Source organism: Aliikangiella litoralis (genome assembly GCF_052495765.1).
This window is the reverse complement of sequence record NZ_CP199292.1, coordinates 5276273-5302410: the sequence shown is the minus strand read 5'-3', so window position 1 is coordinate 5302410 and position 26138 is coordinate 5276273. Positions and strand designations below refer to the sequence as shown.

Genomic DNA, 26138 nt, shown 5'->3' with positions numbered 1-26138 from the left:
TTGCCAGAACTACCAGAAGTTGAAACTAGTTGTCGAGGGATTGAGCCTCACTGTGTAAATAGTCGTGTCGTTAAGGTTGTTGTGCGTCAACCAAAACTTCGTTGGCCTGTCGATCCTCAAATATCAAAGAAACTTAAAAATAAGACCATTAATGCTGTTACACGACGTGGCAAATACTTGTTGCTGCAATTGGGTGATTTTGAATTAATGATTCATTTAGGTATGTCGGGTAGCTTGCGTGTGGTTGATGATAATACTGAGATCGGTAAACATGATCACGTTGATATTGTTTTATCAAATGGAAAAATTATTCGCTACAATGATCCTCGAAGGTTTGGCAGTGTCATTATAAACAAACAGGGGGAAGAACACCCTTTATTAGCAAAACTTGGAGTAGAGCCGCTTAGTAATGATTTTGATGGAGATTATTTATTAGACGTTTGTAAAAAACGTAAGACTGCTATTAAACCTCTAATCATGAACAGTAGTATTGTTGTTGGAGTTGGTAATATTTATGCGCAAGAAGCATTATTTCAGTGTGGAATTGATCCTCGAAGAGAAGCTTGTCGGATTTCTCGTGCTCGTATTTTTCAATTGGTTCAAGCTATAAAGCTAATTTTACAGGAAGCGATCAAAGCCGGGGGTAGTAGTTTGAAAGACTTTACTTCGGCAGATGGTAAACCGGGCTATTTTCAACATACTCATCAGGTTTATGGTCGTGCAAATGAACCTTGTGCAAAGTGTCAAAAAAAATTAAGACAAGTTATTTTAGCTCAACGCTCAACGGTGTATTGTGGATATTGTCAAAAGTAATACCAATAGGGAACTAGTTATTTGTGGGCGAGGGCGAATTGGTGGTGCTTTGGCTGAGTCTTTGAGGTCATTAAATATACAAGTGATAAATGATGGTCGTATTGACTCTGAACTCGGTTTAATTTTTTCTGAAAGCTGTCAGGTTAAAAATATTGGGTTGTTAGTTATTTGTATTTCTGCTCGTCAAAAATCTAATAATCCTCAAACATGGCAATGGAAGAATATCTTTCGTGGGCTTATAAAGCAGATTAATAGTCAGCAGATAAGTGTTAAGAATATTGTTATGGTTTCGTCTACTCGAGTCTATGAAGGAATTAAAAAAGGGATTGTAACGGCTAAAACGACGCCTGAAGTGCTTACTGAAGCTGGACAAGGGCTGTTAGAAGCTGAAAAACAGCTTAATACATGTTTCGGTATTAATCTTCTTATATTACGCTGTAGCGGCTTATATGGAGCGCTTTACCCAGTTTATACGCCAATTTTAAAAGCTGGAGAAGGTAAAGTTCGTTGTGGGGTTGAAGCTGAGTCGGTGGTTCAACGATTAGTTGATGTTGTTAAACACTCGCAAAAAAATAACTTAAGATCTGGGGTGGAACTATTAACAGATAATAAGGTTTATTGGGGAGGAAAGTGTTTTTGCTTTGAGCAGGATACTGAGCAAATTAATTTGCTGGCGCAAACCCAGCGATTATTAAAAAACTCTCAGTTTTATATTGAGTAAACGCTAAAAAACCCAGTAAAACTGGGCTTTTTCAGGCTACTCGTACACGAGATGTAAAAGTTGAAGCTACTTAATTTTGGCTTCTTTGTACATCACATGCTTGCGTACAACTGGGTCATACTTTTTAAACTCAAGCTTGTGTGGAGTATTCTTTTTGTTCTTGTCTGTGGTATAAAAATGTCCAGTACCAGCTGAAGAAACTAATTTGATTTTATCGCGCATGATAGATTCCTCTTATACTTTTTCGCCATTATGACGAATGGTAGTTAATACTGCATCAATACCTCTTTTATCGATGATGCGCATACCTTTCGTAGAAACTCGAAGTTTAACGAAACGGTTCTCACTCTCAACCCAAAAGCGGTGAGTGTGAAGATTTGGCAAAAAACGACGACGCGTGCGGTTTTTTGCGTGTGAAACATTATTTCCTGTTGCAGGTCTTTTACCTGTAACCTGACATACTCGTGACATGGTATTAGCCTCTTTAAATTCTGTACATAGCGGCGAAATTTCAAATTTGAATCTATTTTTGCCTTCCTGCCGCGGAAAGGGCGCACTTTATACCAAATAAGCACAAATAATACAACTTTTTGCTCACAATTTTACCAATCAAGCGTTAATTGATTGGTATGCGCCAGACTAACCTATTGATATTTAAAGATGTCCTTGTTCGGCCATTGAAGTCACCTGATGGGAGGCAACGATTAAATGATCTAATAATTTTACATCAACAAGCTCTAAGGTTTTTTTGAGTGTTTGCGTCATGTCAATATCTGAAACACTTGCTTCGGAAGTACCTGAAGGGTGGTTATGAGTGACAATTAACGCAGCCGCATTTAGGGCTAACGCTCTTTGTATGATTACCCGCGGATGAACGGAGGCACTGTTTATTGTACCAAAGAACAGTTCTTCATAAGTAATTACTCTATGTTGATTATCAAGAAATATAGCAGCAAAAACCTCATTCTCTCGATTGAGTAGGCGACTTTGCACATAAATTTTGACCTGAGATGAGCTTTGAATAACATCATTTTGAACAAGTTCTTCAGCAATATACCTTTGGCTCATTTCAAGGCAGGCTTTGAGTTGGACATATTTAGCTTCACCAAGCCCTTTAAATTGACAAAAATTCTTTTTATTGGTTGTTAGTAGTTTTCTGAGGCCACCAAAATGTTGAATAATATCTCTTGCTAATTCAATTGCATTCTTACCTTTTATGCCTGTTCTTAGAAAAATAGCTAATAATTCTGAGTCGCTCAGCGATTCAGGGCCTTTTTTAAGTAGCTTTTCTCGAGGGCGTTCATGGGGTGGCCATTCTAGAAGTCGGCTCATTGCATTTCCTTTGCTAAATTGATCGAAATTCTAGTGTGATAATTTTATAATACCCTGTCTGTAGGATACTTACTTAAAAAAGAGTGAGAAATGGCGCAAAAGGTTTGCTATTATTCGGGTTAGTGAGTATTCAGTTCGCTTGTAACACAAATAATAACTATTTCCAAATGTAATCCCTTAAGGATATTTGAGTTGTCGGAAAAAACTTCTTTTAATCAAAACAAAAACCTTCTACTAGGCGTTACTGGTGGTATTGCTGCCTATAAGTGCGCTGACTTGGTTCGTCGCTTGAAAGAGCGAGGGTTTAATGTGCGAGTAGTAATGACTCCAGGTGCGAGTGAGTTTATTACGCCAATGACTTTGCAAGCTGTTTCTGGTCATCCTGTGCATCAAGACATTTTTGATCAAGCTATGGAAGCGGCTATGGGACATATTGAATTAGCCAAATGGGCTGATCTTTTGTTGATAGCCCCAGCTACTGCAAACACTATTGCAAAAATTGTTCATGGAAAGGCTGATAATTTGCTTACCACTATCGTACTTGCATCAAAAGCACCGCTAATGATTGCCCCTGCTATGAACCAGCAAATGTGGGCTAATTCGGTTACCCAGAGCAATATAGAAAAGTTGTCACATTCAGGCGTTACAGTCTTGGGGCCTGGTGCTGGGGAGCAAGCATGCGGTGATATTGGAGCCGGCCGGATGCTTGAGCCACTGGATATAGCACAACAAGTCCAATCGATAGCCTATGGAGACAAACCTCTGACAGGCAAAAAAGTTTTAATTACCGCTGGACCAACTGTAGAGGCGATTGATCCTGTACGGTTTATTTCTAACCATAGCTCAGGAAAAATGGGGTATGCAATAGCAAAAGCAGCAAAAATTGCAGGCGCTGAAGTGCATTTGATTTCGGGCCCTGTGAGTATTGGTGAGCCTTTTGGTGTACAGGTGACTCGTGTCACTAGTGCCGCCCAAATGTTTGATGCGGTTAAAAATAGTGTTGAGGGTGTTGATATCTTTGTTGGGTGTGCTGCTGTTGCGGATTATTCTCCTGTAGAAGTTTCTTGTCAAAAAATTAAAAAAAATGATGAGGAAATGTGCTTATTGTTAAAGCGAAATCCTGATATCTTAGCTTGGGTAGCTAATAGAGCTGAGCGCCCTTATGTGGTAGGTTTTGCTGCTGAAAGCCAATCTTTAAAATTTTACGCAAACAAAAAGTTGGAAAAGAAAAAGCTCGATATGATTTGCGCCAACGATATTTGTTGTGAAGGCTTAGGGTTTAATAGCGAAGATAACCAACTGCTTCTGTTAGATAAAAGTGGCGAAGAGAAGCTGCTTAATGTTGCTTCAAAGGAAGTGTTGGCGCAACAGATTATTGAGCAGATAGCAATGAAACTTAACGAAGCGTAAACCAGAAATTAAAAAAATATAAAGTCACGTTTGGAGACAACTAGTGAAGATTAATACAGACAAAGAAAAGCAACAACAAAAAACAAAGTCTAATAAAAAAGTCAAAACGCTATTATCTTATTCGCTTCCTTATCTAACTTTATGTGTTTTAACTATTATTTTTGTTGCTGTAGTGCAATATTATTTAGTGGTAGTACAACCGGCAGAAGAGCGAAATAAAACCTTTATTGATGTCACTATGACATCTTATATGGAACTTGTTTTAAGCCGTCTTGATGGGATCCGGTTATCTGCTCAATCGATTCTTAATGATCCTGAACTTAAACAAGTGTTGAGACGCTCTAATCCTACAGAAATTAAAAATATTGAAAATAGTTTGCAAAAAAGACTTAACAATGTGATGGGGGTGAGAATATTAGAAAGCTCAATTCATGATGTTGACTCAAACTCTAAACCCGTGATCACGAATGTAACTTTACAGTTATTAAGGCAGCTCAAATCTAGCGCTACAGACATTATGCCAGAAGCCATTAATTCAGGAACATCAAGTCAGCATATTGCCGTGCTATTTAAAATATTGGGCACAGATAAAGTGGCTTTAATAGGTGTCGATTTCAATATTTTCCAACAGGCGCTTCCCGAGGCTCGCTTAGTGCCTGGCTACTATGAATTTCTACAAAGTTTTGCTAATCAAAATAGAACAATTATATCTATTGGCGAGCAAAAATATAAAGAGGGGGAGGCGCTTGGTGTTGCCAGTGTTCCTCAGACTCACTGGCGAATTGCATTTTGGCCAGATGATCCCGCTAAATTTAGCTCTCAATTAGAACTTATTTTATTTTTTGGTGGTTTAATTTTGGTTATGGCCCTAGTTGGTGTCGGTGGCTTTTTAGGGTTGAAGAAACTGCAAACTATGGTACGTAGTGATACTACAAACTTTGTGAAATGGTTGTTAGATAGTAAAAACGAAAACAAGCCGCTAATGGTTTCAGAGTTTGAACTTCAAGTATTCCAAGATATGGCTAAAACTTTAATTAGGGAAGGTTTTGAACTTTCTGAAAATACAACGGCTAGCAGTCAAAATTCAGAGACTTCTAAAAATGATGTGGCGCAAATCGAACATGAGTCGGGTTCTCTAATTAAGGCATTATCATCAGACAAAGAAGAGGGGTTAGAAATTATTAATAGTCAAGAAGATCAAGCGCAGCTAATTTCAAGTTCAATATTCAGGGAATATGACATTCGTGGCATTGTGGGCGAAACGCTTAATGCTGAAATCGTTAGAGAACTCGGACGAGCTATTGGTAGCGAGGCATTTGAGCGAGGAGAGCAACGGGTCGTTGTTGCTAGAGACGGTCGTTTATCTGGGCCCGAGTTGTTAGAAGCATTAAAACAAGGCTTAGTTGACAGCGGTAGAGATGTTATTGATATTGGTGAGGAGCCTACACCACTACTTTATTTTGCAACGAACTATCTTGATGCGAGTAGCGGCGTCATGTTGACAGGCAGTCATAACCCTAAAGATTATAACGGTTTAAAAATTGTTATTGCCGGAAAAACTTTATCAGGTAAAGATATTCAGGCGCTTAGGGAACGCATTGAAAAAGGGAATCTTGTGAAAGGAAGCGGTAGTTCTGAGCAAACTACAGTAACGCAAGATTATATTGGTCAGGTAACCGGTGATGTAGCACTTGCACAGCCATTAAAAGTTGCGGTTGATTGCGGTAACGGGGTAGCAGGCAAGATTGCTCCTCAATTGTTACAAGCACTTGGCTGTGAAGTGGTTGGCTTGTATTGTAAAGTGGATGGCAACTTTCCTAATCATCATCCCGATCCAAGTAAGCCAGAGAATTTGCAAGAGCTTATTGATTTAGTGAAATCCGAACAAGCGGATATAGGTTTAGCTTTTGATGGTGATGGAGATAGATTAGGCGTTATCGACTCTGAAGGAAATATCATTTGGCCTGATCGTCAAATGATGTTGTATTCAATGGATGTTTTATCGCGTAATCCGGGGGCTGATATCATATTTGATGTTAAGTGTACCAAGCACCTTTCAAAAGTTATTTCTGCCAATGGTGGTCATCCTATAATGTGGAAAACAGGTCATTCTCTGGTTAAAGCTAAAATGCGTGACACTGGTGCGTTATTGGCAGGCGAGTGTAGTGGACATATTTTCTTTAAAGAGCGCTGGTATGGATTTGATGATGCTTTATACACGGCGGCTCGTTTACTGGAGATCTTATCGGCGGATACACGTAAATCAGCTGAAATATTCAAAGCACTACCCAATAGTGAAGTAACACCTGAAATTAACGTTAAAATAGGTGATGAGCGCAAGTTTGATTATGTCAACCGCTTGGCACGCCAAGGGGCATTTGGTGAAGGTAAGATGATTGACATTGATGGCGTCAGGGTTGAATATGCTGATGGTTGGGGGTTAGTTAGGGCTTCAAATACAACACCTAATTTGGTTATTCGCTTTGAAGGGGATGACGCCCAAGCTATCAATCGAATAAAAAAGATATTTAAACAACAAATGATGATGATAGATAGTAGTCTTAATCTGGATTTCTAGGGGGTTGTCGTGGGTGATAAAAAAACGAATAGAAAGCAAGATATCTTGCAAAGCCTCGCACATATGTTGGAAAATGATTTAGGCGACAGAATTACAACTGCTCGTTTAGCTAAAGAAGTTGGGGTTTCTGAAGCGGCTTTGTACCGTCATTTTCCAAGTAAAGCTAGAATGTACGAGTCGCTATTAGATTTTAGCGAAGAAAGTATATTTAGCCGTGTTAATTCGATTAGTGAAGGTGAACAAAGTGGCTTAGATAAATGCTATATGATCGCTTCACTAGTCCTCAACTTTGCTCAGCGCAACGCTGGTATTAGTCGCTTGCTTACTGGAGAAGTCTTATTAGGAGAAACCCAGCGTTTAAAAGAGCGAGTATCACAAATTTTTGATCGCTTGGAGCTTCAGGTTAAGCAAATATTGCGTGATGAGTCGTTCAAATCAGGACAATCAACGCTTGATTCTGGCGCTATGGCAAAACTGATTACGTCTGTTATTGAGGGGCGGATGCAGCAATTTGTTCGCTCAAGTTTCAAAAATGATCCTGTTGCGCAATGGGATAATCAATGGAAAATTTTGACTCAAGGTCTTAATTGTTCTTAATTGGTAGACTGGTTAGAAGTTTTATAGGGGGTTCTAACCAATCTACTTGTTGCTCGTTAGATTGTTTAATTTGTTCTATCGTTAACCAGTTTCAAGTAATTCAGTTTAATGTTTTTGACGACATCACTTTTGCACAGAGCAGCGCCTGCTTCTGAATCATTACAGGTCACTTCAAACACAACTTGGTTTTTATTATTGGGAGCGGGTATTTTAGAGAAAGATAAAGCTATATCCGATTCACCTTCAGGTCTACTAGTTAAAATTAATGCATTGGTAATAATTTCAATTTGTCCTGAAGCATTGTCTTTGGCGTAAACTTGAGCTAGTTGCCAAGCTTTTTGACAGGTCGCAATGTTAGGGCAGTCATAGATAATTGGCCTTATTCCATCATTTTGAGTACCTTGTTTTTTAAGTGTTTTTCTAAGAGATTCAAGCTCTTTATAACGAACAATATCTTTTTCATAGCGTTGTGCGACGTTAACTTTTTCTGTTTCTAATGTCGCAATACTTTTGATATTCGTGGTTATTTGAGATTGTGTTCCTTCTATATCACTTTGTAGTACTTTAGGAATTTTTTGACCCAGTCTCTCATGGGTGGCTGCCTGGCGCTGTTGATCTTCAAGTTGCAGCTTAAGTAAGTCAGATTTACTGCCTTGAATTTTTATTCTTTGTTCTAATGCTAATAACTGAGCATCCCTGTTACGAATAATGTCTGCAATAGAACTAAATTGCCTTAATAATTCTGCATCGCTTTTAATTTTGAGTTTGAAAGCATATTCTTGTTTTTTCTTTTCTATTTCTTTAAGTCTTTCTTTTTCCTCTTCGCCCAGTGTTTTTCCCGGCCCCACACGTTTAATCACTTTTCCTTGAGCGTTAATGACATCATAGCCAACAGCAATCATTTCATTGGTTAGTTGATCTTTCACAATCATATTACCTTCAGCATTTTTAAAACGATAAAACTGTTTTGCTGTAGCTTCAGTGGCAAGAAATGTAATCATTAATAAAATTATATATTTACAAAGTATTTTCATAGTTTCATATTTAGTGGTTATTGATGTTTAGCAAGCGCTATTATCTAATCAATGAAGCTGGCAAACTATTACCAGGTACTCAAATTCCGTAGTTGTTCCGATATTGAGAAATTGCCTCAACGTATTGCGAAAGTTCTCGATGGCTTGCTAAATAATCTTGTAGATCCGATAAAGTGATAATAGCATAAACCGGTAAATTGTATTCTTTTTCGACTTCCTGGATGGCAGATAGTTCTGTTTTTCCTTTTTCTTGACGATCTAAAGCGATTAAAACACCAGAAGGTGTTGCACCAGCGGACTGAATAATATCAATTGATTCTCTAATTGCAGTGCCTGCAGTAATAACATCATCAACTATCATAACCTTACCCTTGAGAGGAGCCCCAACCAGATTACCGCCTTCACCATGATTTTTAGCTTCTTTGCGGTTAAAGCAAAATGCGCAGTTTTTTTGGTGATTATTGGCAAGAGAAACTGCTGTGGTAGTGCCTAGAGGTATACCTTTATATGCTGGGCCAAATAGCATGTCAAACTCGGCGTTAGCATTCATCAATGTTTCAGCATAACAGTCACCCAATGTTGCTAAATCAACACCTTCATTAAAGTAGCCTGCATTAAAAAAATAAGGACTGATCCTTCCCGATTTTAGAGTAAATTCTCCAAACTTTAAAGCCTGACGCTCAATTGCCAGATTGATAAATCTATCTTTTATGTTTGTCATCTTAGTATTATTTACCGTTTACAAATAGTTATGAGGATTTTAACTGAGTTAGGCGGTAGCAACAAATATCTTGTTTATACAAGTTGCTACAGCATGATGTTTTAATATCTAAGCTGATACCAGAGTGAAGCGAGCATTTCATGCAAAGCACGACTGCTCTTCTCTAGTGCACTAGCATTAGGTAAAAATTGAGTCCAACGAGTTTGTTTTGCGTGGCTTGATTCAAATGCCGTTGCGGCTTCCAAAACTTTAATACCTTGTGCTTCAAAAGCATTCTTAGCCCTTCGCATATGCCATGCATGAGTGACTAATAGTATTTCTTTGATATCATTCTTAATGAGAATTTGTGCCGAATAAAGTGCATTTTCTGCGGTGTTTTTGCTTTCAGATTCTATCCACTTTGGGGCTATTGCAAAGTTAGACATCATCACCTGATTCATTAAAACGGATTCCGCTGTCGCTTCATTAAAAACACTTCCTCCAGATAATAAAACAGGTAAGTTGGTTCGTTTTTGTAGCCAGCTTGCATACTGAATGCGTTGAAGTGTAGCTGAGTTAACTGTATCAATATCCCCATATTCAGGTGCTAAAGCTATTCTACCTCCAGATAACACGACGATTGCTCTAGGCGTGTCATCATTTGATATTTGTCTTAATTGTGTACTATTGAGCACAGAAGTTGGCTCAATATTCTGAATTAATGTTTGTGCAATAGAAGGTAAACTCAGCAAAAACAGTGTTGTGAAGCTGAGCACTAATAAACTAGTAGCCAGACGGGCGTATTTTCTAAATAGAAAAACGGCTAAAACCATTATTATCAAGTTAATACCAGGAGGCAAAAGCAGTCCCTTAAGGGTATAACTGATAATAATATCCCAACTCATATAGGTAGTCTCATTAGTTGAATTATTTGACTCTTTTCACTTTGGCTTTTGAAATAAAACCCTCAACTCTCATATCGTAAGAGTTCAAAACTCCTTTACTTATGGTTACTTTGGGGTTTGTTAATTTGGTGTAACCCTTAGTTTGACTGATTACTTTCCATTTTTGTCCATTTTCTAAGGTAATGATTTTGCCTTTGACCCATCCTTTAAAGACTCCTTTAATGTGACTTTCTAAGCTTTTAGGGGCTGATTCTTCAGGTTTTTGTTTCCCAAATAGCTCCTCTTGACTTGTGTTAACTAACTTATTGTTTGTTTTAGCATTATTTTTAATTTGTAGCAGTTGTCGATCAAAACACACAAGTCGTTGTTTGTTATCGGTTATTTCGCTACATTCAATTAGTGTTTTTATTGTGTTTTTATCGGCAGTATCAGCATTCGTGTAAAGTGAAAATACAGTAAGACATAGTAATAATATGAATCTCATTGGATAGCCTCCTTTTTGATTTGATTATTCTTCATCTGGTTTATTTCGACCCATTCCAGCAAAAATAATGCCTAGTTCAAACAATATCCACATTGGAATTGCTAGCAGGATTTGTGAAATAACATCTGGAGGGGTCAATAACATACCAACCACAAAGACGCCGACAATTACATATGGTCGCTTACTTCTAAGGCTTTCTACAGTTGTTAGTCCTGACCATATCATTAACACTGTGGCGACTGGAATTTCAAAGGCTATCCCAAAGGCAAAAAACATTTTCAGAACAATACTTAAATAACTACTGATATCGGGTAAAACTTGTACACCTTCAGGACCGGCTGAGGTTAAAAAAGCCCAAGCGAGCGGGAATACCACAAAGTAAGCAAAAGCTTGGCCAGCATAAAATAAAACAATACTTGAAAATAATAGAGGGTAGGCAAAGCGCTTTTCGTGTCGATAGAGCCCTGGTGAAATGAATGCCCAAGCTTGGTGTAATATATAGGGCATCGCAATGAATACAGACAAAATTGCGGTCATTTTAAATGGTGTTAAAAATGGCGATACAATATCTGTGGCTATCATCATTGAGCTTTCAGGCAGTCTTTCTTGCAAGGGGGCTGCGAGTAACAAGTAGATATCGTTGGCCCAATATATAAGGCATAAAAATACGACTATAACCGATAACACGGCTCTCAATAAGCGATCACGTAATTCTAATAAATGTGCCAATAATGGCATGTCGGCATCGGTAGAATCTGGCTCAGTGTGATTAGGCATGGTTGGGTTGGTCATTATTTTTTAGATTTATCACTTGTTGTAGCAGGCTCGGCCACACTATTGTTATCTATTGCGTCACCATTTATTGTATTACTATCCAAAGGATGATTGACTTCAGCAGCTATGTGGTTAATATCTTTTTCCGCTTCTGAAAGCGTTTCTTTAATTGAGTTAATCTCAAGTTGTTGTTCTAAATTATTTTTTTGTTCTTTGAGTTGTTGTTGAATTTCTTGTATTTTTAATTCCCGATCAATTTCAGTTTTTATCGTGTTAAAGCTTTGTTTCGCTTTTCCTACCCACAAACCAACGGTACGGGCAGCCTTGGGTAATCTTTCTGGGCCAAGTACTAACAAGGCAATGATACCAATAACAAGTAATTCTAAAAATCCAATGTCAAACATAATAACGGCTTATTAATTACTCGGTTTTATCTTTTTCTTTAATGACTTCGCCTTCTATAATAGTAGCGCTTTTTTTATCTTCTAAGGATGACTTTTCTTCTTTCTTTGACTCGTTTTCATTGACCGCTTTTTTAAAGCCTTTTAATGCTCCACCTAAGTCAGAACCAATGTTTTTGAGCTTTTTGGTTCCAAATAGCAAAATGACAATCACTAAAATGAGAATAAGGCTTGGAATACTGATCATGATTTGTTCTCTCTTTGACTAATCGCTTTAATAGTATTTAAAGTAAATTATTTTTAAACAAAAGGTAATGGACCACCGCCCAGCAAATGGACATGTAAATGGAATATCTCTTGTCCGCCACCTTTTCCAGTGTTAATTATGGTTCTATATCCTGAATCTAAACCCTGATCCTTAGCAAGTTTGGGTAACAATAACATGATTTTTCCCATCAATTCCTGGTCATCTGGTAACAAATCATTTAAACCTGCAATATGTTTCTGAGGTATCACTAGTAAATGTGTATCGGCTTTAGGTGCAATATCACGTATAACAAATACGTCATCATCTTCATAAACCCGCTCCGAAGGAATTTCGTTGCGCGCAATTTTACAAAATAAACAATCTTCCATAGTGTTTTCCTAATTCAATAACGCTCTCAGATAATAATCTGGGCTTGCTAAGGTTTTTATGCTTTGAACGATACCACAAAACTTACTAATGACAAGCCTAGCAACAATTGTTTAACCCATTCTAACGCCATCCAGTCTGGAGTTTGGCTGAAGCTAGCTAAAAGTAGAGCAAACCCAACCAGTGCTAGTCTCAGTTTAAAAGAGGATTTCTTTTGGGCATTTTCAAGCTTTGCTATTGTTTGAGTTAATTGTTTTTGATGTTCGTTGGTTAATAAGGCTTGATCGAGTAACTGCATAGCCTTTTCTGGCATACCGGGTAATTGCTCTAACCATTCAGGAAATTTAGTTTTAACTTTACGATAAATAGCGCAGGGACCATAAGAATCTTTTAACCAATCTTTTAAGAAAGGTTGGGCGGTTTCCCACAGATCAAGCTTAGGATAAAGTTGTCGACCAAGTCCTTCTATATAAAGTAAAGTTTTTTGTAAGAGCACTAATTGAGGTTGAACTTCCATTTCAAATCGACGAGCAGTTTGAAATAATTGAACTAAAAAGTGGCCAAATGAGATTTCATCCAATGATTTTCCAAAAATAGGCTCACATGCGGTACGAATTGCTGATTCAAACTCTTCAGCCGATACTGCCTTTGATATCCAGCCTGAAGCAAGGTGTAACTCAGCAATTTTTTTGTAGTCTCGATTAAAAAAGGCAACAAAGTTTTGTGCTAAATAGCGTTTATCAGATTCGTTCAGTGTGCCCATAATACCGCAGTCTATAGCAATATAAGTGGGGTTTTGTGGCTGTGTCGGATTAACAAAAATATTGCCGGGGTGCATATCTGCGTGGAAATAGCTGTGCTTGAAAACTTGCGTAAAAAAGATTTCAACGCCACGATGAGCAAGTCGCTCCATATTAACACCAGCATTATTTAAAGCGTCAATATCACCAATTGGAATGCCATGTATGAGTTCTTGAACCATAATATTCGAGTGGCAATATTCCCAATGAACAACTGGAACATAGAGAATAGGGTTGTCAGCAAAGTTATGTTTTAATTGGCTGGTATTGGCGGCTTCTACACGTAGGTCGAGCTCATTAAATAAAGTGTTTTGGTAATCGTTAATCACTGTTTTTGCATGTAGCCTGCGGCCTGTTGATGAATACTTTTCAAACCAGCCTGCAACTAAGTGGAGTAATTTTAAATCAGCTAAAATTTTCTTTTGGATGCCTGGCCTAATGATTTTAACGACTACATCTTCTCCTGAAGTCAATTTGGCCTTATGTACTTGGGCTATTGACGCTGATGCCATTGGAACTTCATCAAATTCAAGAAAGCAGTTTTCAATGGATTTACCTAAAGCCTGTTCAACCGTTGATACCGCTAATTTTGAACTAAATGGTTTTACTTTATCTTGAAGCTTAGCTAATTCACTTGCGATATCGTCGGGTAATAAATCGCGTCTGGTTGAGAGCATTTGCCCCAGTTTGACAAAAATTGGGCCCAACTCAGTGAGCGCAAGGTTAAGTCTTTGCCCTCTGTTTAGTTGTTTATTATGGTTACGAGTGAGAGCAAGCAGTTTTAAAAGCCTAACCAATTTTGATAAAGGCGTTGGGGCCAGAAATTCGTCTAGGCCATGCCTGACAAAAACACGGTTGATAACAAACGCTCGGTGCAAAGTTAACAAGTTAGTCATGATTTTTTAGTCGTTCAATTCGTGCGTTGAGTCTATCGGTTTGGCTGCGCACTAAGTCTATTTGCTCAAAAAATATTTCTTGCTCAGCCGCAGATGGGGTTACTTGTATCTCTTCTTGTAAGTACTCAGGCACATCTTGCTTGAGATTTGTTAAGAATGCTTTACAAAACGAGCCTGCTTTTTCAATACCTGTAGAGATTGTTTGTCCTGCTAAATCACCAAATATCTGGCTAATAGGCTCTTGCCAATCAATTTGTAATGATTGGATAAACTCTTGAAATTGCCGAGCTGTATTAATTTCTCCAGAAAAATGTAATTCCCCGGTAAAAAAAGCATCACCTGTATTTTCTTGTGTAGCTGCTGCTAAAAAGGCACTGAGTTTGCCGCTGATGGTCGCTGTTGCTGGGCGTTCGGATTGTTCTTTAACCACGAGAGAGCCGCCCGGAAAAAGTATGAAATAATCCAATTGTAAATCATTAATATGAATGTGAATTACCTTATCAGTAAAGTCTACTAATTTGGCATTAGCCTCTGCGTCTAAGCTTAATAGGCGATTACCTGCTTGCTCTAGCATGACTGAAGAAATTTTATTAATTGGGAGCATTGCTTGTGGGTAAACCTTTCTGTTTATTGAGCAGCCTGAACAATACTAAATTAGTATTTAAAGCCCCTATGTAGGGCTACTATACCACCGGTTAGATTGTGATATTCACAATCTTCAAAGCCTGCATCAGAAAACATGTTTTTGAGTGTTTCTTGATCAGGGTGCATTCGAATGGATTCTGCTAAGTAGCGGTAGCTATCTTCGTCACCTGTTACCCATTTGCCAAATTTAGGCAGTAAGTGAAAGGAGTACTGATCGTAGATTTTGTTCAGCCAGGTGTAAATAGGCTTAGAAAATTCTAAAACTAATAAACGCCCACCGGGTTTAATAATCCGATACATCGACTCTAGCGCTTGTTGCTTGTTAGTCACATTTCTTAATCCGAATGCCATCGTAACACAATCAAAAGTGTTGTTAGCGAAAGGCAGGCATTCGGCATTAACTTGCGAAAATTGAATATTATTGCATAAACCGCGATCTATCATTCTATCACGCCCTACTTTTAGCATCGATTCATTGATATCTGCTAATATAATTTGCCCTTCATCACCCACTTTAGGTGAAAATAGCGCTGCTAAGTCGCCTGTGCCACCCGCAAGATCTAAGACTTTATGGCCTTTTCTTACGCCGCTCATTTCAATGGTAAAACGCTTCCATAAGCGATGAATACCACCGGACATTAGGTCGTTCATGATATCGTATTTTTGTGCGACAGAATGAAATACTTCAGCAACTTTATGTTGTTTATCGGTTACCGGGACATTCTCGTAGCCAAAATGTGTTGTTTCAGGTTCATTCACTGGTTGTTGTGACATAAAGCAATCTAGTATTAGGGACATTAATTGGCGCAAGTATAGCAAGAGATTGGGTGATGGTCAGCTTGATTCAGTTGATCGAGATCTGAATAACCATCGATTACTGATGCCGTTGCTTGCCGTGACTATCCTCAAGCAATTATTTTTGTCATAATAATAAGAATATTTAATCAGTTGACCGTAACGCATTTGATTACCAAAAGTATACACTCGTTATATCAAAGCAATCATCCTCAAATTATGGGGATCCTTAATGTGACCCCAGATTCATTTTCAGATGGAGCCCAATATAATCAGTGGGATGTTGCACTAGAGCATGCAGCCCAAATGGTTCATGATGGGGCAGATATTATTGATATTGGTGGAGAATCAACCCGTCCAGGCGCCAAATCGGTTGCCTTAGAAGAGGAGCTGGAACGAGTAATTCCTCTGGTAAAAAAAATCAAGTTGATGAATGTTTTAGTATCGGTTGATACGAGTAAACCCGAAGTCATGTTAGCTGCAGCAAAAGCCGGGGCAGATTTAATTAATGATGTACGCGCATTGAGCTTGCCTGGAGCCCTGGAGGCGGCAGCTCAAACGCAGTTACCTGTATGTCTTATGCACATGCAGGGACTACCTGATACGATGCAAAATAACCCGTCATATGGCGATGTGACTAAAGAGGTGATGGAATACCTAAAAGAAAGAGTTGAAGCTTGTGTTAGGGCGGGAATACCACGTGAATATATTTCTATTGATCCGGGGTTTGGTTTCGGTAAAACCTTGCCACATAACCTAGAATTATTGAATCATTTAGCGAAGTTTGAGGCGTTAGGACTACCTATTTTAGTTGGTTTATCACGTAAATCTATGCTAGGACAAATTACTGGCAGAGAGGTCCATGATAGGCTTTCAGCGAGTTTAGCGGGAGCACTTATCGCAATGCAAAACGGCGCTGATATTATTAGGGTGCATGATGTCAAACAAACTTATGATATCAAGCAAGTTTTTTTGGCAACTATGAATCAAAAAAGTAAGACACCAGGAGACATTAATGTCTAAAAGAAAATATTTTGGTACAGATGGAATTCGAGGAAAGGTTGGAGAATATCCAATTACACCTGAGTTTGTTCTAAAACTCGGTTGGGCTGTTGGGAAAGTGTTGGGGTCAAGTACTCGTGACAGGATTGTTATCGGTAAAGATACTCGTATTTCTGGCTATATGTTTGAGTCAGCATTGGAGTCGGGAATTATCGCTGCTGGAATGAATGTGCAAATTTTAGGACCTATGCCAACACCTGGGATTGCTTATTTAACCCGAACTTTTAGAGCGGCAGCAGGTATTGTTATTTCAGCTTCGCATAACTCTTATTTAGATAATGGTATCAAATTTTTCTCTCCAGAAGGTTATAAGCTACCTGATGAAGTTGAGCTAGAAATTGAGGCGATGATTGACCAACCGATGACAACGGTTTCTGCGGAAAAGCTAGGTAAAGCCAATATTGTTAAAACTGCTGCCGGCCGATATATTGAATACTGTAAAGCCAGTGTACCAACAAGCCTTTCACTTGATGGGCTAAAAATAGTTGTTGATAGTGCCAATGGCGCAGCATACTCCATAGCAAATAAAGTTTTTAGAGAGTTAGGTGGCGATATTATTTCTATTTATAACCATCCTGATGGGTTAAATATTAATCGAGCATGTGGTGCGACCGATCTTGCAGCTCTGTCAAAAGTTGTGGTGGCGGAACAAGCTGATCTCGGATTGGCTATGGATGGAGATGCCGATAGACTCATGATGGTTGACCATAATGGCGTGGTCGTTGATGGTGATGAACTGCTTTATATTATTGCAAAAGATGCACAAAAAAGAGGGGTATTAGACGGTGGTGTAGTGGGTACATTAATGTCTAACTTTGGTTTGGCTAAAGCCTTTGAAGCTGATGATATTCCTTTTTTACGAGCCAATGTGGGTGATCGATATGTGATGGAGTTGCTACAAGAAAATGGTTGGAAGTTTGGTGGTGAGTCGTCAGGTCATCTGGTTTGTTTAGAAAAAAACACCACTGGAGATGGTATTATCTCAGCCCTTCAGGTTCTGGCTGCAATGGTAACAGAAGAAAAAACGCTTGCTGAACTGAAGCAAGGGATGACAAAAGCGCCGCAAACGATGGTTAATGTAAAAATTACAGAAAAGTGTGATCCAATGCAAAATGAGGTGATTGCAAATGCGGTAAAAGAGGTGGAGGAAGAGCTGGCTGATACGGGGAGAGTATTATTAAGAGCCTCGGGTACAGAACCTTTAATTCGAGTAATGGTTGAAGGCACTGACGCTGAACAGGTTTCAAAGTTAGCAAATCAGTTGGCTGATGTGGTGAGGGATACACTATAATTAAAATAGAACGAAAAGTTACCCAATTAAAATAACAATGAAATAAGGAGTTTGCATGCTAAATTCAGTGACTGTTAAAGATTACATGACTTCTGCAATGATTAAATTGAAACCTGAAGTAGATATTGTTGAAGCGGCGCAAACACTGTTGGAATATCGGTTGTCTGGTGCTCCTGTATTAGATGATCACAACCGACTCGTTGGCTTTTTATCTGAAAAAGATTGCCTTCATACCGTGCTAAGCGCTGTTTATAATCAGGACTATGGCGATCTAGTCAAAGATCGAATGTCGAAAGAACTTAAGACAGTACATCCTTCTGAGAATATTACTGATGTCGCTGAGCGTTTTTTAAAAGATGGCGTCCGGATGTATCCTGTGATTGAAAAAGATGTTTTAGTTGGGATGATTTCTCGTCAGAGTGTTTTGAATGCGTTTTGCAGTATGAGCCAAACTCATCCGCATAGATAATACATTGACTTAACACAACCTACACAAAAAATATTTGTGTAGGTGTAAAGGTTTTGCTATACCAAATTAATAAGCCTATCTTGAATCCTTAAAGTCAATTAAAAGCTCAAACTGTTTTATACAGTGCTTCTCTCTTAGATAACCTTTTCAAAAGATTTCTGTGGTCTCATTAAAATATATCAAAGTCACCAAGTCTATAATCTTTATTTGTTTGACTTGTTTCACTATATAAAGCTTATTTTATCTGTCTAAGGAATAAAGGGAGGTGGTAATTGATACGTATAAGAATTACCTTATAACTAAATAAATATTATAGCAAAAGTCTTAAAATATAAAACCTATCTAAATTGGATAACAAGATAAATGAAAGTTAGTCAATGCTATATTGCCAGCTTTGGTCTTATCACATCGATTGGCGCTAATGCAAAAATGAATCAAGCTTCATTTAGAGCGGGTATCAATCGATATGCTTTATCTGATTACCGCTTAAAAAACTTTAATCCAGTTAGTTTGGCATTAATTCCAGAAAAAGCATTGCCCGAACTGACTGTCAATTTACCCGCTTACTTTCAAACTAGTATGCGTTACAGCCGTATTATTTTGGCTGCAGAGCTGGCTTTAAAAGAGTTGTTTAGTCAAGGTGAGTGGACAATAGAAAAAAACATGCCTATTTTTCAAGCTTGCCCTGAGTTTATATTACAATCTGATGAAGAGTTTAATGAGTTATTAATAGATTATGTTATTGAGCAAACTCGGATTAGTGAGTTTATTGAGCTTAATACAAGTGGCTCATTATTATCGGGTAGAAGTGGTGTGCTAAATGCTATTGAGCACACCTTTCAATATTTCGAAGATACCAATGCTGACTTTGCACTTGTTGGTGGTTCTGATAGTTTTGATGATCCAATGGTACTTAATCTTTTGGATAATGCAGGGCGCTTAAATGGGGAAAATGTTGCAAATGGTTTTACGCCGGGTGACGGTGCCGGATACCTGTTGCTTACTCGACAAAAAAAATATGCAATGAATTTTCATGGCAGGCATGTGTATTTTTTAAAGCCGGCCATCGGTTATGAAGAAGGTCATTTGTTGAGTGAACACTCTTATCAAGGAGACGGACTTGCTGATTGTTTTAACCAATTGTTTTTACAAAATCCGACAATAAAAGTTAATGCAATATATTCCTCAATGAATGGTGAGAATTATTGGGCTAAAGAATATGGTGTTGCGATCACAAGAAATCATCAGCACTTTTCTGAAGCATACGTCCATAAACATCCAGCCGATTGTTACGGTGATATTGGTGCTGCCAGTGGTGCCGCATTAATGATTTTATCCGCTTTTAATTTGGTCAATAAACGGCAAGATGAAACTAACTTGATTTATTGCTCTTCAGATCGAGGTCACCGCTGTTCTATTTTAATGAAGACAGAGGTTGTTTAAAAACTAGAAAAATAAAACCGGGTAAAAGCTTAATGTAAAAGGTATTCAAATGACTCAAGTGGGCGAAAGTGTTAATGTATCAACAATCCCAATATCGGATAAAGAGTTTAAAGGTGTAATAATTTCCCTGAAATTTACTGATGGATTTAAAGCTGCGCATAATAAAAAGCAAATCACAGGAAATCATTGGCCAACCTCTCTTTACCAAGGTAAATATTCGCAAAAGCCTGGAGTTTATGCGTTTGGTAGTAAGGCTGCTCAACAAGTTGAAATAACAATCAAAGTGGAAAGTAAAGGCTACAGTGGGAATGGAGCGCTTACCGGGGTTGGTGCTAGTCTTGAATTTTTGGGAGAGTTACCATTATCCAGTGGAGAACATAAGGTTATCGTCAAATTAAAAACGCCACCGGATTCACTTGCCTGGCATAAAGGACAGGTTAGCTGGGGAGTTGTACTACCTGATTCCTGTGTATTAATTGGCACGACATTTATTGAGTTATTTTTTGTGTTTGATGATCCCTGTAAACAAGATTACTTTAGTACGGTAGGAGTATGGACTGAAGCGTTACGTCATCTTTTTAATAAGGGAAAAGTAACTTATATAAACAAAAAAAATGAAGCCGCAGAAAAAGTGACACAGTTTTGTTTTGGTATTCCTTACCATCAATATGAAATAACTCAAGGCGCACCCGGTTTTGGTGGCGCTTCAGGTTCTTTCATGCTAAGCAGTTATATTAGCCCAGTGTTTAAAGCTGTTAATTGTTACGATCAAACCTATGCTGTAATTGTTTTTTCAGGCGCTTTAGGCTTGACTGTTGCTGGTATTTATCTTAATCCGTTTGGCTTCCTGGCAACTATTAATCTGGTTGGTTTCGGTCGCTGCAATAATCCTTTTCCGCAAAGAAAATATACAAGCGCACTCAGTAGTGGTAGTGCCTCTCCTAGTGCAAAGCCGGAAGATTATTTATTAGTTTCTACCGATGACCCTGACCGAATGCCATTTGGTAATCATATGTTTTGTGAATATAGCAGCAAAATATATGATGCGTGTGCAGGCCCTGTGGTTGGTAGTGTGGATAAAGCTGGCTATGTAGCAAGTGCTATTGATTCATCTACTAGTTTATACAGTTTATATTCTGGTTTTAATCCTGGCACTGTCAGCGATATGTCTGATATCAGTGCAATGGGCTTAAGTGTGAAAAAGGTTACTTGATTATGCCAGTGTCTATATTACAACGTACATTAGCTTTATTTATTTTTTGTTTTGCCATAACCGGAAACTCACAAACTATGAAACCATTTTATAATCAAGAGACGCTAAACCGCTTTAAATCAAAAATTGATTATGCCGTATTAACTCAGAGCTTAAAAACTCAATCACCAATATTTGCTAACTGGCAAAATAATATAAATACTTTAAGTGTTAATAATGAAGTTTGGCGCCGCATAGCAAAGAATCCGCCGAGTATATTTAAAGAGCATCATGCTGGAATTGAGGTAGTATTTGAAAAAGGAGAGCATCAGATAACTGTAATGATGCATATTTTAACTCAACAATCAATACAAACAATTTTTGATTTCATGTTGGAAATGATGGCTTCCACATCGATGCTTGATATACCTTACCAATACGCTCCTGATGGACCAGGCGATTATTATTTTGGTCATGGAATTCACTCTTCTACAGGAGAGCAGTCTGCTTATAGTCTGTACTCTAATATAATTATTGTCGCTAACAGTATTCATGAAATTGATGTCAGACCTGTGGTATCTGAAATGATCAAAATAATTAAGAATGAATCTATTCGCTCACATGGTTATAAGCCGGTAGCATTAACCTGTTCACTATCAAGTCAAAAAATTTCAGTCGGCAATACCTTTAAGATCTATTTATCTCAAAATCAAATGGATACGGATATTGATATTGAGAATATTAAAAATTTATTTGAGTTAATAGAATACAAACAGCAAGAAATAGAACTGAAAGCATTAACTCCTGGTAAACATGTCATTCCTGTTCGTTTTATGGATACTAATACACTCTATTCGAATGTTTTAAACGTTGAGGTTACTGTGAAACCATAGTTTTAATCCTGTGGGTAGCCAGAAATATTATCTCAAGCGATAAGTGAAGTCGCGATCCACTTTGTTGCTTAATCTGTTTTTTTTTCTGACTTCAAATAACAAACCCAGTAAGTCATCGCTACCAGCAGACTACCACCAATGATATTACCTAAAGTGACAATCAATAAGTTTGTTAAAAACTCAATCATTGAAATTTCAACTGTGCCACTAAAAATAGCTAAAGGGATAAAATACATATTGGCTATTGAATGTTCAAAACCTAAAGCAACAAATGCTGATATTGGGAAAATAATGGCAAACATTTTTCCTGTGACAGTATGAGCGGCAAAACATAACCATACCGCCAAACAAACTAAAGCGTTGCACAGCATGCCACGGATAAAACTTTCTAGTGGTGTTAGTGCCATTTTATTAGTTGCTATGTCTATAAGGGTCTTGGCTACAGCGCCATCACCAGTAGACAATATGCCTGACAAATGGACAAACCATGCTGTAGCAAGTGCACCAATAAAGTTAGCAAAGTAAACAATAAGCCAGTTTCTGAATAATTGTTTCCCTGTGATTTTTTTATCGGCCCAGGCGATAATGATCATATTATTGCCTGTAAATAGCTCTGCTCCTGCAATAACAATTAAAATTAATCCTAAGCTAAAAACAATACCACCCAATAATTTGGTTGGACCTAGTCCCAAAGTGCTACCAGTAATAGTCATGGTATAAAACATGGAACCAAATCCAATAAAAGCACCCGCTAAAATGCCAAGTGTACTTAATTGTAAAAAGGGCATGTTCGCTTTTGCCACACCAACAGCTTCAATTAATTGAGCGATTTGTTTCGGTTTATATGCATCTTCCATTATTTGTCTCGCTAGGAACCTGGATTCTTTGATCGTAAAGTATTATTTGAAAATTATTATGAAGTAAGTCAATAGAGTACGATTTATTTAATAACAGATAAATGATAGATTAGTCTTACTAAAATAACGGAGTGAAATAATGGAGTTGATTAAGTATTTAAATAGCAATTTTTATACAAAGCAAGAATTGCTTGATATTACTCAAGTTAAAGCGGCAGACTTTGCAAAATATCAACAACAAGGTGTCATGCCTCGTTGCTCTTATAAACTAAACTTAGCCATTAGTAGTGATTCTTTTTTCGGCGTTTATGAGGAGAAACAGCAAATAGAGTATTATGCGAAAGGTTATGCGTCTTGGCTCGGTATAATTCAATCATTAAAAACGCGAGAAAGTATCTATTCGACCTTTTCACAACGTTATATCAACACCATCAACCGATTAAAAGAAGAAGGGCACATATCCGATGAGCCAAAAGTGAACGAGCATATCGACCTGCATATTGAAGAAGAATGGAAACACTTTTTAGATGGAATTTATGGCTTATGTACTCAATCGGGTTTACCTGAAGATATTGCTGCAAAAGAACTCGCTATATTAGAAATTAACGAATTATCTGGTTTAGATAATTTAACAGAGCAGAACCGAGAGAAACTAATGAAAGCGGTTAACTTGTTAGATGTTTCTAGCTCAATGTTTGCCCCACACGAACGCTTAAAAAGCTCAAGACATCGATTAATTAATGAAGTCCGTCGTCAATATCGGTTAACCTCAAATTATGACTAATACAATAACAAATGTTTGCTTATCACTCGTAATAAGAAGGTGAAACTACAATGAAATTTCAACTGATAATCAAAATAACTTTAATGGCTTTATTGTGCAATGTGTTTGCTCTAAGAGCACAATCGGATAATGAAGAACAGAAACTTCGCCAAACAATTGAATTATTTGGACAGGCATTTGTTAATGCTGACGTAAAAACTTTAGATGCATTATTAACAGAAAAATATAGACATACTAATTCAGGTAGTAAGGCATTTGGTAAAACGCAATGGCTTAAATGGATTGCAGGGCGTCAGCAAGCAACTACCAGTGGAGAACTAAAGTATACATCTTATCAAACAGAAGATTTGCAAATTGTGTTATATGGTGGTTCAGCAGTCGTGACAGGAAGAAATATAGCCAAAGGCATTGATAAAAATAAAGCGTTTATGGTGGATATTCGATTTACTCATTTATGGGTAAAAGAAAATGAACAGTGGAAAAGAGCTGCATTTCAAGATGCTAAAACAAAGCTAAATTAATCTATGAATTTAACATTTATAGGACTTATTTGATTTATTAAATAGAAACTCATGTCGTGAAATAAGGAGAGCCAATAAGGCTCTCCTATTGTTTACTGTGTGGTCTCTGATTATGGATTTTGATTCAAATAAGCTCGATGAGGTTTAGAAAACTCATAGCCTCTAAAAGCGTCCCAATTAATAGACCAGGTCATTATTCCTCTAAAGTTTGTATAGGCTCGATTAGGTCGATAACTTCCGCACTGACTGAGTTTAATCAGGCAGTCTAAAGCTTTATGTACTTCTGCGGGTGTTGTGTAACCACTGCTGGCTGAGCGAGTGCCCGAAGGTAACCCAAAAGCCACTTGATCTTGGCGGAGCCCAATAAATCGATTGTTTGGATTGCCAGCAGCGTCAAATCCAGTGATTAGCATATCAGACATTGCAACATGAAAGTCTGAAGTACCTGGCTCATAAATATTACCGTCAGTGCCAAAAAGAGACCCCGTATTGTAATGCTGTACATGCAATACCGTTAGATCATCACGCAATGCATGAATCAATGGTAAATAGGCTCCCCAAATGCCGCCAAAGTTTTGCAAACCACCTTGCACATAAGCCGTTTCTGGTGCCATAGTGAGTACAAATTGCGCGCCAAAGCGAGCCTTTAGCTTACGGGTCGCATCAATCAAGTTAATGATAGCGGGCGTTTTAGGGTTAGCAATGGTATCGCCTGCATCCATACTTAGTGAACCGCCTTCAAGGTCAATGTCTATTCCATCAAAGCCATAACGGGCAATAATATCGCCCATCGTGCGAACATAATTATCACGGGCAGTTGTTGTTTTTAATTGAAGGTGAGCATTAGCGCCGCCTAAAGAGATAAGTACTTTTTTACCTTTGGCTTGTTGGGCCCTTACACCAGCAATAAAATCTGCATCAGATTCATTAAATGGGGCGAAAGCGACTTCTCCTTCTGCTCCTGCTGGTTTATTTTCTGCAAAAGAAACATTAATGATATCCCAGTCGGCAATTACATCTTTTATTTTGATAACGCCAGAGCCATTATCGAAATTGTGCCAGTAGCCGACTAATACGCGTTTGGGTAAAGGATCATTGCCCGGGTCGTTATCACTAATGATTGCAGTTGTTGATACTTGATCAGTTTCCCCGTCATTATCTGTTACTGTCAGGCTAACAGTGTAAGTTCCCACTTTACTATAGGTATGAGAAGGGTTCGTTTGGCTACTAGTGCTGCCATCGCCAAAATCCCAATTATAAGCTGTGATTGTGCCGTTGCTGTCAGTTGAGCCCGCGCTGCTGAATGTTATCGCTTCATTCATTAAACCACGGTAAGGACCGTTAATTGATGCAGTTGGTTTTCCTGTATCTGTATCACAGCTTCCTACCTCACTCCAAGCCGACTGCCAGTGAGTACCTACTCCTGGTTCATAAGCCCAAGCAGCTGCCGAAGAACACCAGCCTGCAATATTACACTGAAATTTCTTTTTGATGTTTTGTACCAAGTCACCAACCTGATAACGTGTGCCCGCTACATATTGTGGTTCAGTGCAGTTACCCGGAGTTGAGTCATCAGTAATAACTGCGGTGGTGCTGGTTGAATGAGTTTTACCAAGGTTATCGGTGACTGTTAAGGTTATTGTATAGGTACCAGTAGCGGTATAAATATGAGTTGGGTTAGCGGTTAAGCTAGTATTACCATCTCCAAGTTGCCATTCATAAGTATCAATAGTGCCGTCAGGATCGTTAGAACCAGCACTGCTGAACGATATTTGTGTATTAATTAGGCCACTATAAGGGCCATTGGCGTTAGCTACTGGCGGTTGATTTTCGTTAGTTCCGCCGCAGCTACCTAAAGGTTTCCATTCTTGCCAAGGGCCAGAGTGAGCTTCTGGGTTGTTATTTCTGGTCCAATAGGCTGCTTCATAGCCTTTATTGTTGTATTTAACTTTATCACCACTAAGATAAGTTGCACTGCTAAGCCAAGTGTCAAAAGCGGTGCAGTCGACAGCCATACTATTACTATTTTGGGCAAAAAGAAGAAGAATAAAAGTTGAGAGTAGCTTGCGAATTGTTTTCATAAGATTTTCCTTGATGATTAGTCTGC

The 26138-nt window shown here is 38.2% G+C and carries 29 protein-coding genes; 13 read left to right on the top strand and 16 right to left on the bottom strand.

Going from position 1 to position 26138, the window contains the following annotated elements:
- Positions 1-813, top strand: coding sequence for a bifunctional DNA-formamidopyrimidine glycosylase/DNA-(apurinic or apyrimidinic site) lyase (gene mutM, locus ACT5E3_RS22180; protein ID WP_444995743.1), 813 nt, complete (start codon positions 1-3; stop codon positions 811-813).
- Entirely contained in the window at positions 794-1534 is a 741-nt protein-coding gene (locus tag ACT5E3_RS22175) for a hypothetical protein (protein WP_444995742.1), read from the top strand. Before mutM ends, ACT5E3_RS22175 begins: the two co-directional genes overlap by 20 nt.
- Before the next feature lie 66 nt (positions 1535-1600).
- Here the strand turns inward: ACT5E3_RS22175 and rpmG are convergent, their stop codons facing one another.
- The 3 genes from rpmG to radC all read right to left on the bottom strand — a co-directional run bounded on the left by rpmG (position 1601) and on the right by radC (position 2866).
- The gene (rpmG, locus tag ACT5E3_RS22170; protein WP_142892448.1) at positions 1601-1756 is read right to left on the bottom strand and encodes a 50S ribosomal protein L33; all 156 of its coding nucleotides are present in this window, start codon (positions 1754-1756) and stop codon (positions 1601-1603) included.
- A gap of 12 nt (positions 1757-1768) precedes the next feature.
- A complete protein-coding gene (gene rpmB, locus ACT5E3_RS22165) occupies positions 1769-2005 on the bottom strand; it encodes a 50S ribosomal protein L28 (RefSeq protein ID WP_444995741.1) in 237 nt (78 codons plus the stop codon).
- Between the two features lie 183 nt (positions 2006-2188).
- Positions 2189-2866 carry a RadC family protein gene (radC, locus tag ACT5E3_RS22160; protein WP_444995740.1) on the bottom strand — a complete coding sequence of 226 codons (678 nt, stop codon included), beginning with the start codon at positions 2864-2866 and terminating at the stop codon, positions 2189-2191.
- A gap of 192 nt (positions 2867-3058) precedes the next feature.
- Here radC and coaBC point away from each other — a divergent pair, with 192 nt between their 5' ends.
- The 3 genes from coaBC to slmA are packed head-to-tail and all read left to right on the top strand — an operon-like array spanning position 3059 to position 7451.
- Complete coding sequence (coaBC, locus tag ACT5E3_RS22155) at positions 3059-4276, top strand: bifunctional phosphopantothenoylcysteine decarboxylase/phosphopantothenate--cysteine ligase CoaBC (RefSeq protein ID WP_444995739.1); 1218 nt, start codon at positions 3059-3061, stop codon at positions 4274-4276.
- A gap of 43 nt (positions 4277-4319) precedes the next feature.
- A complete protein-coding gene (locus tag ACT5E3_RS22150) occupies positions 4320-6854 on the top strand; it encodes a phosphomannomutase/phosphoglucomutase (RefSeq protein WP_444995738.1) in 2535 nt (844 codons plus the stop codon).
- A 9-nt stretch (positions 6855-6863) separates the two neighbouring features.
- Entirely contained in the window at positions 6864-7451 is a 588-nt protein-coding gene (gene slmA, locus ACT5E3_RS22145) for a nucleoid occlusion factor SlmA (RefSeq protein ID WP_444995737.1), read from the top strand.
- 65 nt (positions 7452-7516) lie between these two features.
- Here the strand turns inward: slmA and ACT5E3_RS22140 are convergent, their stop codons facing one another.
- From ACT5E3_RS22140 to ubiE, 11 genes are all read right to left on the bottom strand, one after another.
- The gene (locus tag ACT5E3_RS22140) at positions 7517-8452 is read right to left on the bottom strand and encodes a hypothetical protein (RefSeq protein WP_444995736.1); all 936 of its coding nucleotides are present in this window, start codon (positions 8450-8452) and stop codon (positions 7517-7519) included.
- Between the two features lie 112 nt (positions 8453-8564).
- Positions 8565-9206, bottom strand: coding sequence for an orotate phosphoribosyltransferase (gene pyrE / locus ACT5E3_RS22135; RefSeq protein WP_444995735.1), 642 nt, complete (start codon positions 9204-9206; stop codon positions 8565-8567).
- A gap of 101 nt (positions 9207-9307) precedes the next feature.
- The gene (locus ACT5E3_RS22130; RefSeq protein ID WP_444995734.1) at positions 9308-10090 is read right to left on the bottom strand and encodes a YdcF family protein; all 783 of its coding nucleotides are present in this window, start codon (positions 10088-10090) and stop codon (positions 9308-9310) included.
- Positions 10091-10112: 22 nt separating this feature from the next.
- Positions 10113-10574 (bottom strand): hypothetical protein, encoded by a 462-nt coding sequence (locus tag ACT5E3_RS22125; RefSeq protein WP_444995733.1) that lies wholly within the window; start codon positions 10572-10574, stop codon positions 10113-10115.
- Between the two features lie 24 nt (positions 10575-10598).
- Complete coding sequence (tatC, locus tag ACT5E3_RS22120) at positions 10599-11351, bottom strand: twin-arginine translocase subunit TatC (RefSeq protein ID WP_444995732.1); 753 nt, start codon at positions 11349-11351, stop codon at positions 10599-10601.
- A 14-nt stretch (positions 11352-11365) separates the two neighbouring features.
- Complete coding sequence (gene tatB, locus ACT5E3_RS22115; RefSeq protein ID WP_444995731.1) at positions 11366-11752, bottom strand: Sec-independent protein translocase protein TatB; 387 nt, start codon at positions 11750-11752, stop codon at positions 11366-11368.
- A 16-nt stretch (positions 11753-11768) separates the two neighbouring features.
- Complete coding sequence (gene tatA, locus ACT5E3_RS22110) at positions 11769-11996, bottom strand: twin-arginine translocase TatA/TatE family subunit (protein ID WP_444995730.1); 228 nt, start codon at positions 11994-11996, stop codon at positions 11769-11771.
- A gap of 53 nt (positions 11997-12049) precedes the next feature.
- Complete coding sequence (locus ACT5E3_RS22105; RefSeq protein ID WP_444995729.1) at positions 12050-12385, bottom strand: histidine triad nucleotide-binding protein; 336 nt, start codon at positions 12383-12385, stop codon at positions 12050-12052.
- Positions 12386-12441: 56 nt separating this feature from the next.
- The gene (gene ubiB / locus ACT5E3_RS22100; protein WP_444995728.1) at positions 12442-14079 is read right to left on the bottom strand and encodes a ubiquinone biosynthesis regulatory protein kinase UbiB; all 1638 of its coding nucleotides are present in this window, start codon (positions 14077-14079) and stop codon (positions 12442-12444) included.
- Positions 14072-14683: a ubiquinone biosynthesis accessory factor UbiJ gene (locus tag ACT5E3_RS22095; RefSeq protein WP_444995727.1), complete on the bottom strand. Its 612-nt coding sequence runs from the start codon at positions 14681-14683 to the stop codon at positions 14072-14074. Before ACT5E3_RS22095 ends, ubiB begins: the two co-directional genes overlap by 8 nt.
- A gap of 50 nt (positions 14684-14733) precedes the next feature.
- Positions 14734-15498, bottom strand: a complete 765-nt coding sequence (ubiE, locus tag ACT5E3_RS22090) for a bifunctional demethylmenaquinone methyltransferase/2-methoxy-6-polyprenyl-1,4-benzoquinol methylase UbiE (protein ID WP_444995726.1) — start codon at positions 15496-15498, stop codon at positions 14734-14736.
- A 255-nt stretch (positions 15499-15753) separates the two neighbouring features.
- Between ubiE and folP the strand changes: the two genes are divergently transcribed.
- The 6 genes from folP to ACT5E3_RS22060 all read left to right on the top strand — a co-directional run bounded on the left by folP (position 15754) and on the right by ACT5E3_RS22060 (position 21869).
- Positions 15754-16542 (top strand): dihydropteroate synthase, encoded by a 789-nt coding sequence (gene folP, locus ACT5E3_RS22085; RefSeq protein WP_444995725.1) that lies wholly within the window; start codon positions 15754-15756, stop codon positions 16540-16542.
- Positions 16535-17872, top strand: coding sequence for a phosphoglucosamine mutase (gene glmM / locus ACT5E3_RS22080; RefSeq protein WP_444995724.1), 1338 nt, complete (start codon positions 16535-16537; stop codon positions 17870-17872). The genes folP and glmM overlap by 8 nt, the downstream gene beginning before the upstream one ends.
- 55 nt (positions 17873-17927) lie before the next feature.
- Positions 17928-18341, top strand: a complete 414-nt coding sequence (locus ACT5E3_RS22075; protein WP_444995723.1) for a CBS domain-containing protein — start codon at positions 17928-17930, stop codon at positions 18339-18341.
- 363 nt (positions 18342-18704) lie between these two features.
- Entirely contained in the window at positions 18705-19784 is a 1080-nt protein-coding gene (locus ACT5E3_RS22070) for a beta-ketoacyl synthase N-terminal-like domain-containing protein (RefSeq protein ID WP_444995722.1), read from the top strand.
- A gap of 49 nt (positions 19785-19833) precedes the next feature.
- Positions 19834-20997 carry a hypothetical protein gene (locus tag ACT5E3_RS22065; RefSeq protein WP_444995721.1) on the top strand — a complete coding sequence of 388 codons (1164 nt, stop codon included), beginning with the start codon at positions 19834-19836 and terminating at the stop codon, positions 20995-20997.
- Positions 20998-20999: 2 nt separating this feature from the next.
- Positions 21000-21869: a hypothetical protein gene (locus ACT5E3_RS22060; RefSeq protein WP_444995720.1), complete on the top strand. Its 870-nt coding sequence runs from the start codon at positions 21000-21002 to the stop codon at positions 21867-21869.
- A gap of 68 nt (positions 21870-21937) precedes the next feature.
- Here ACT5E3_RS22060 and ACT5E3_RS22055 read toward each other — a convergent pair whose 3' ends face one another.
- Positions 21938-22726: a formate/nitrite transporter family protein gene (locus ACT5E3_RS22055; protein WP_444995719.1), complete on the bottom strand. Its 789-nt coding sequence runs from the start codon at positions 22724-22726 to the stop codon at positions 21938-21940.
- A 139-nt stretch (positions 22727-22865) separates the two neighbouring features.
- On the opposite strand from ACT5E3_RS22055, the gene ACT5E3_RS22050 reads away from it, so the two are divergent.
- Positions 22866-23510: a DUF6058 family natural product biosynthesis protein gene (locus ACT5E3_RS22050; RefSeq protein ID WP_444995718.1), complete on the top strand. Its 645-nt coding sequence runs from the start codon at positions 22866-22868 to the stop codon at positions 23508-23510.
- A 50-nt stretch (positions 23511-23560) separates the two neighbouring features.
- Positions 23561-24031: a nuclear transport factor 2 family protein gene (locus tag ACT5E3_RS22045; RefSeq protein ID WP_444995717.1), complete on the top strand. Its 471-nt coding sequence runs from the start codon at positions 23561-23563 to the stop codon at positions 24029-24031.
- Between the two features lie 110 nt (positions 24032-24141).
- On the opposite strand, the gene ACT5E3_RS22040 is transcribed toward ACT5E3_RS22045, so the two are convergent.
- Positions 24142-26112 (bottom strand): PKD domain-containing protein, encoded by a 1971-nt coding sequence (locus ACT5E3_RS22040; protein WP_444995716.1) that lies wholly within the window; start codon positions 26110-26112, stop codon positions 24142-24144.
- Between the last annotated feature and the right edge of the window lie 26 nt (positions 26113-26138).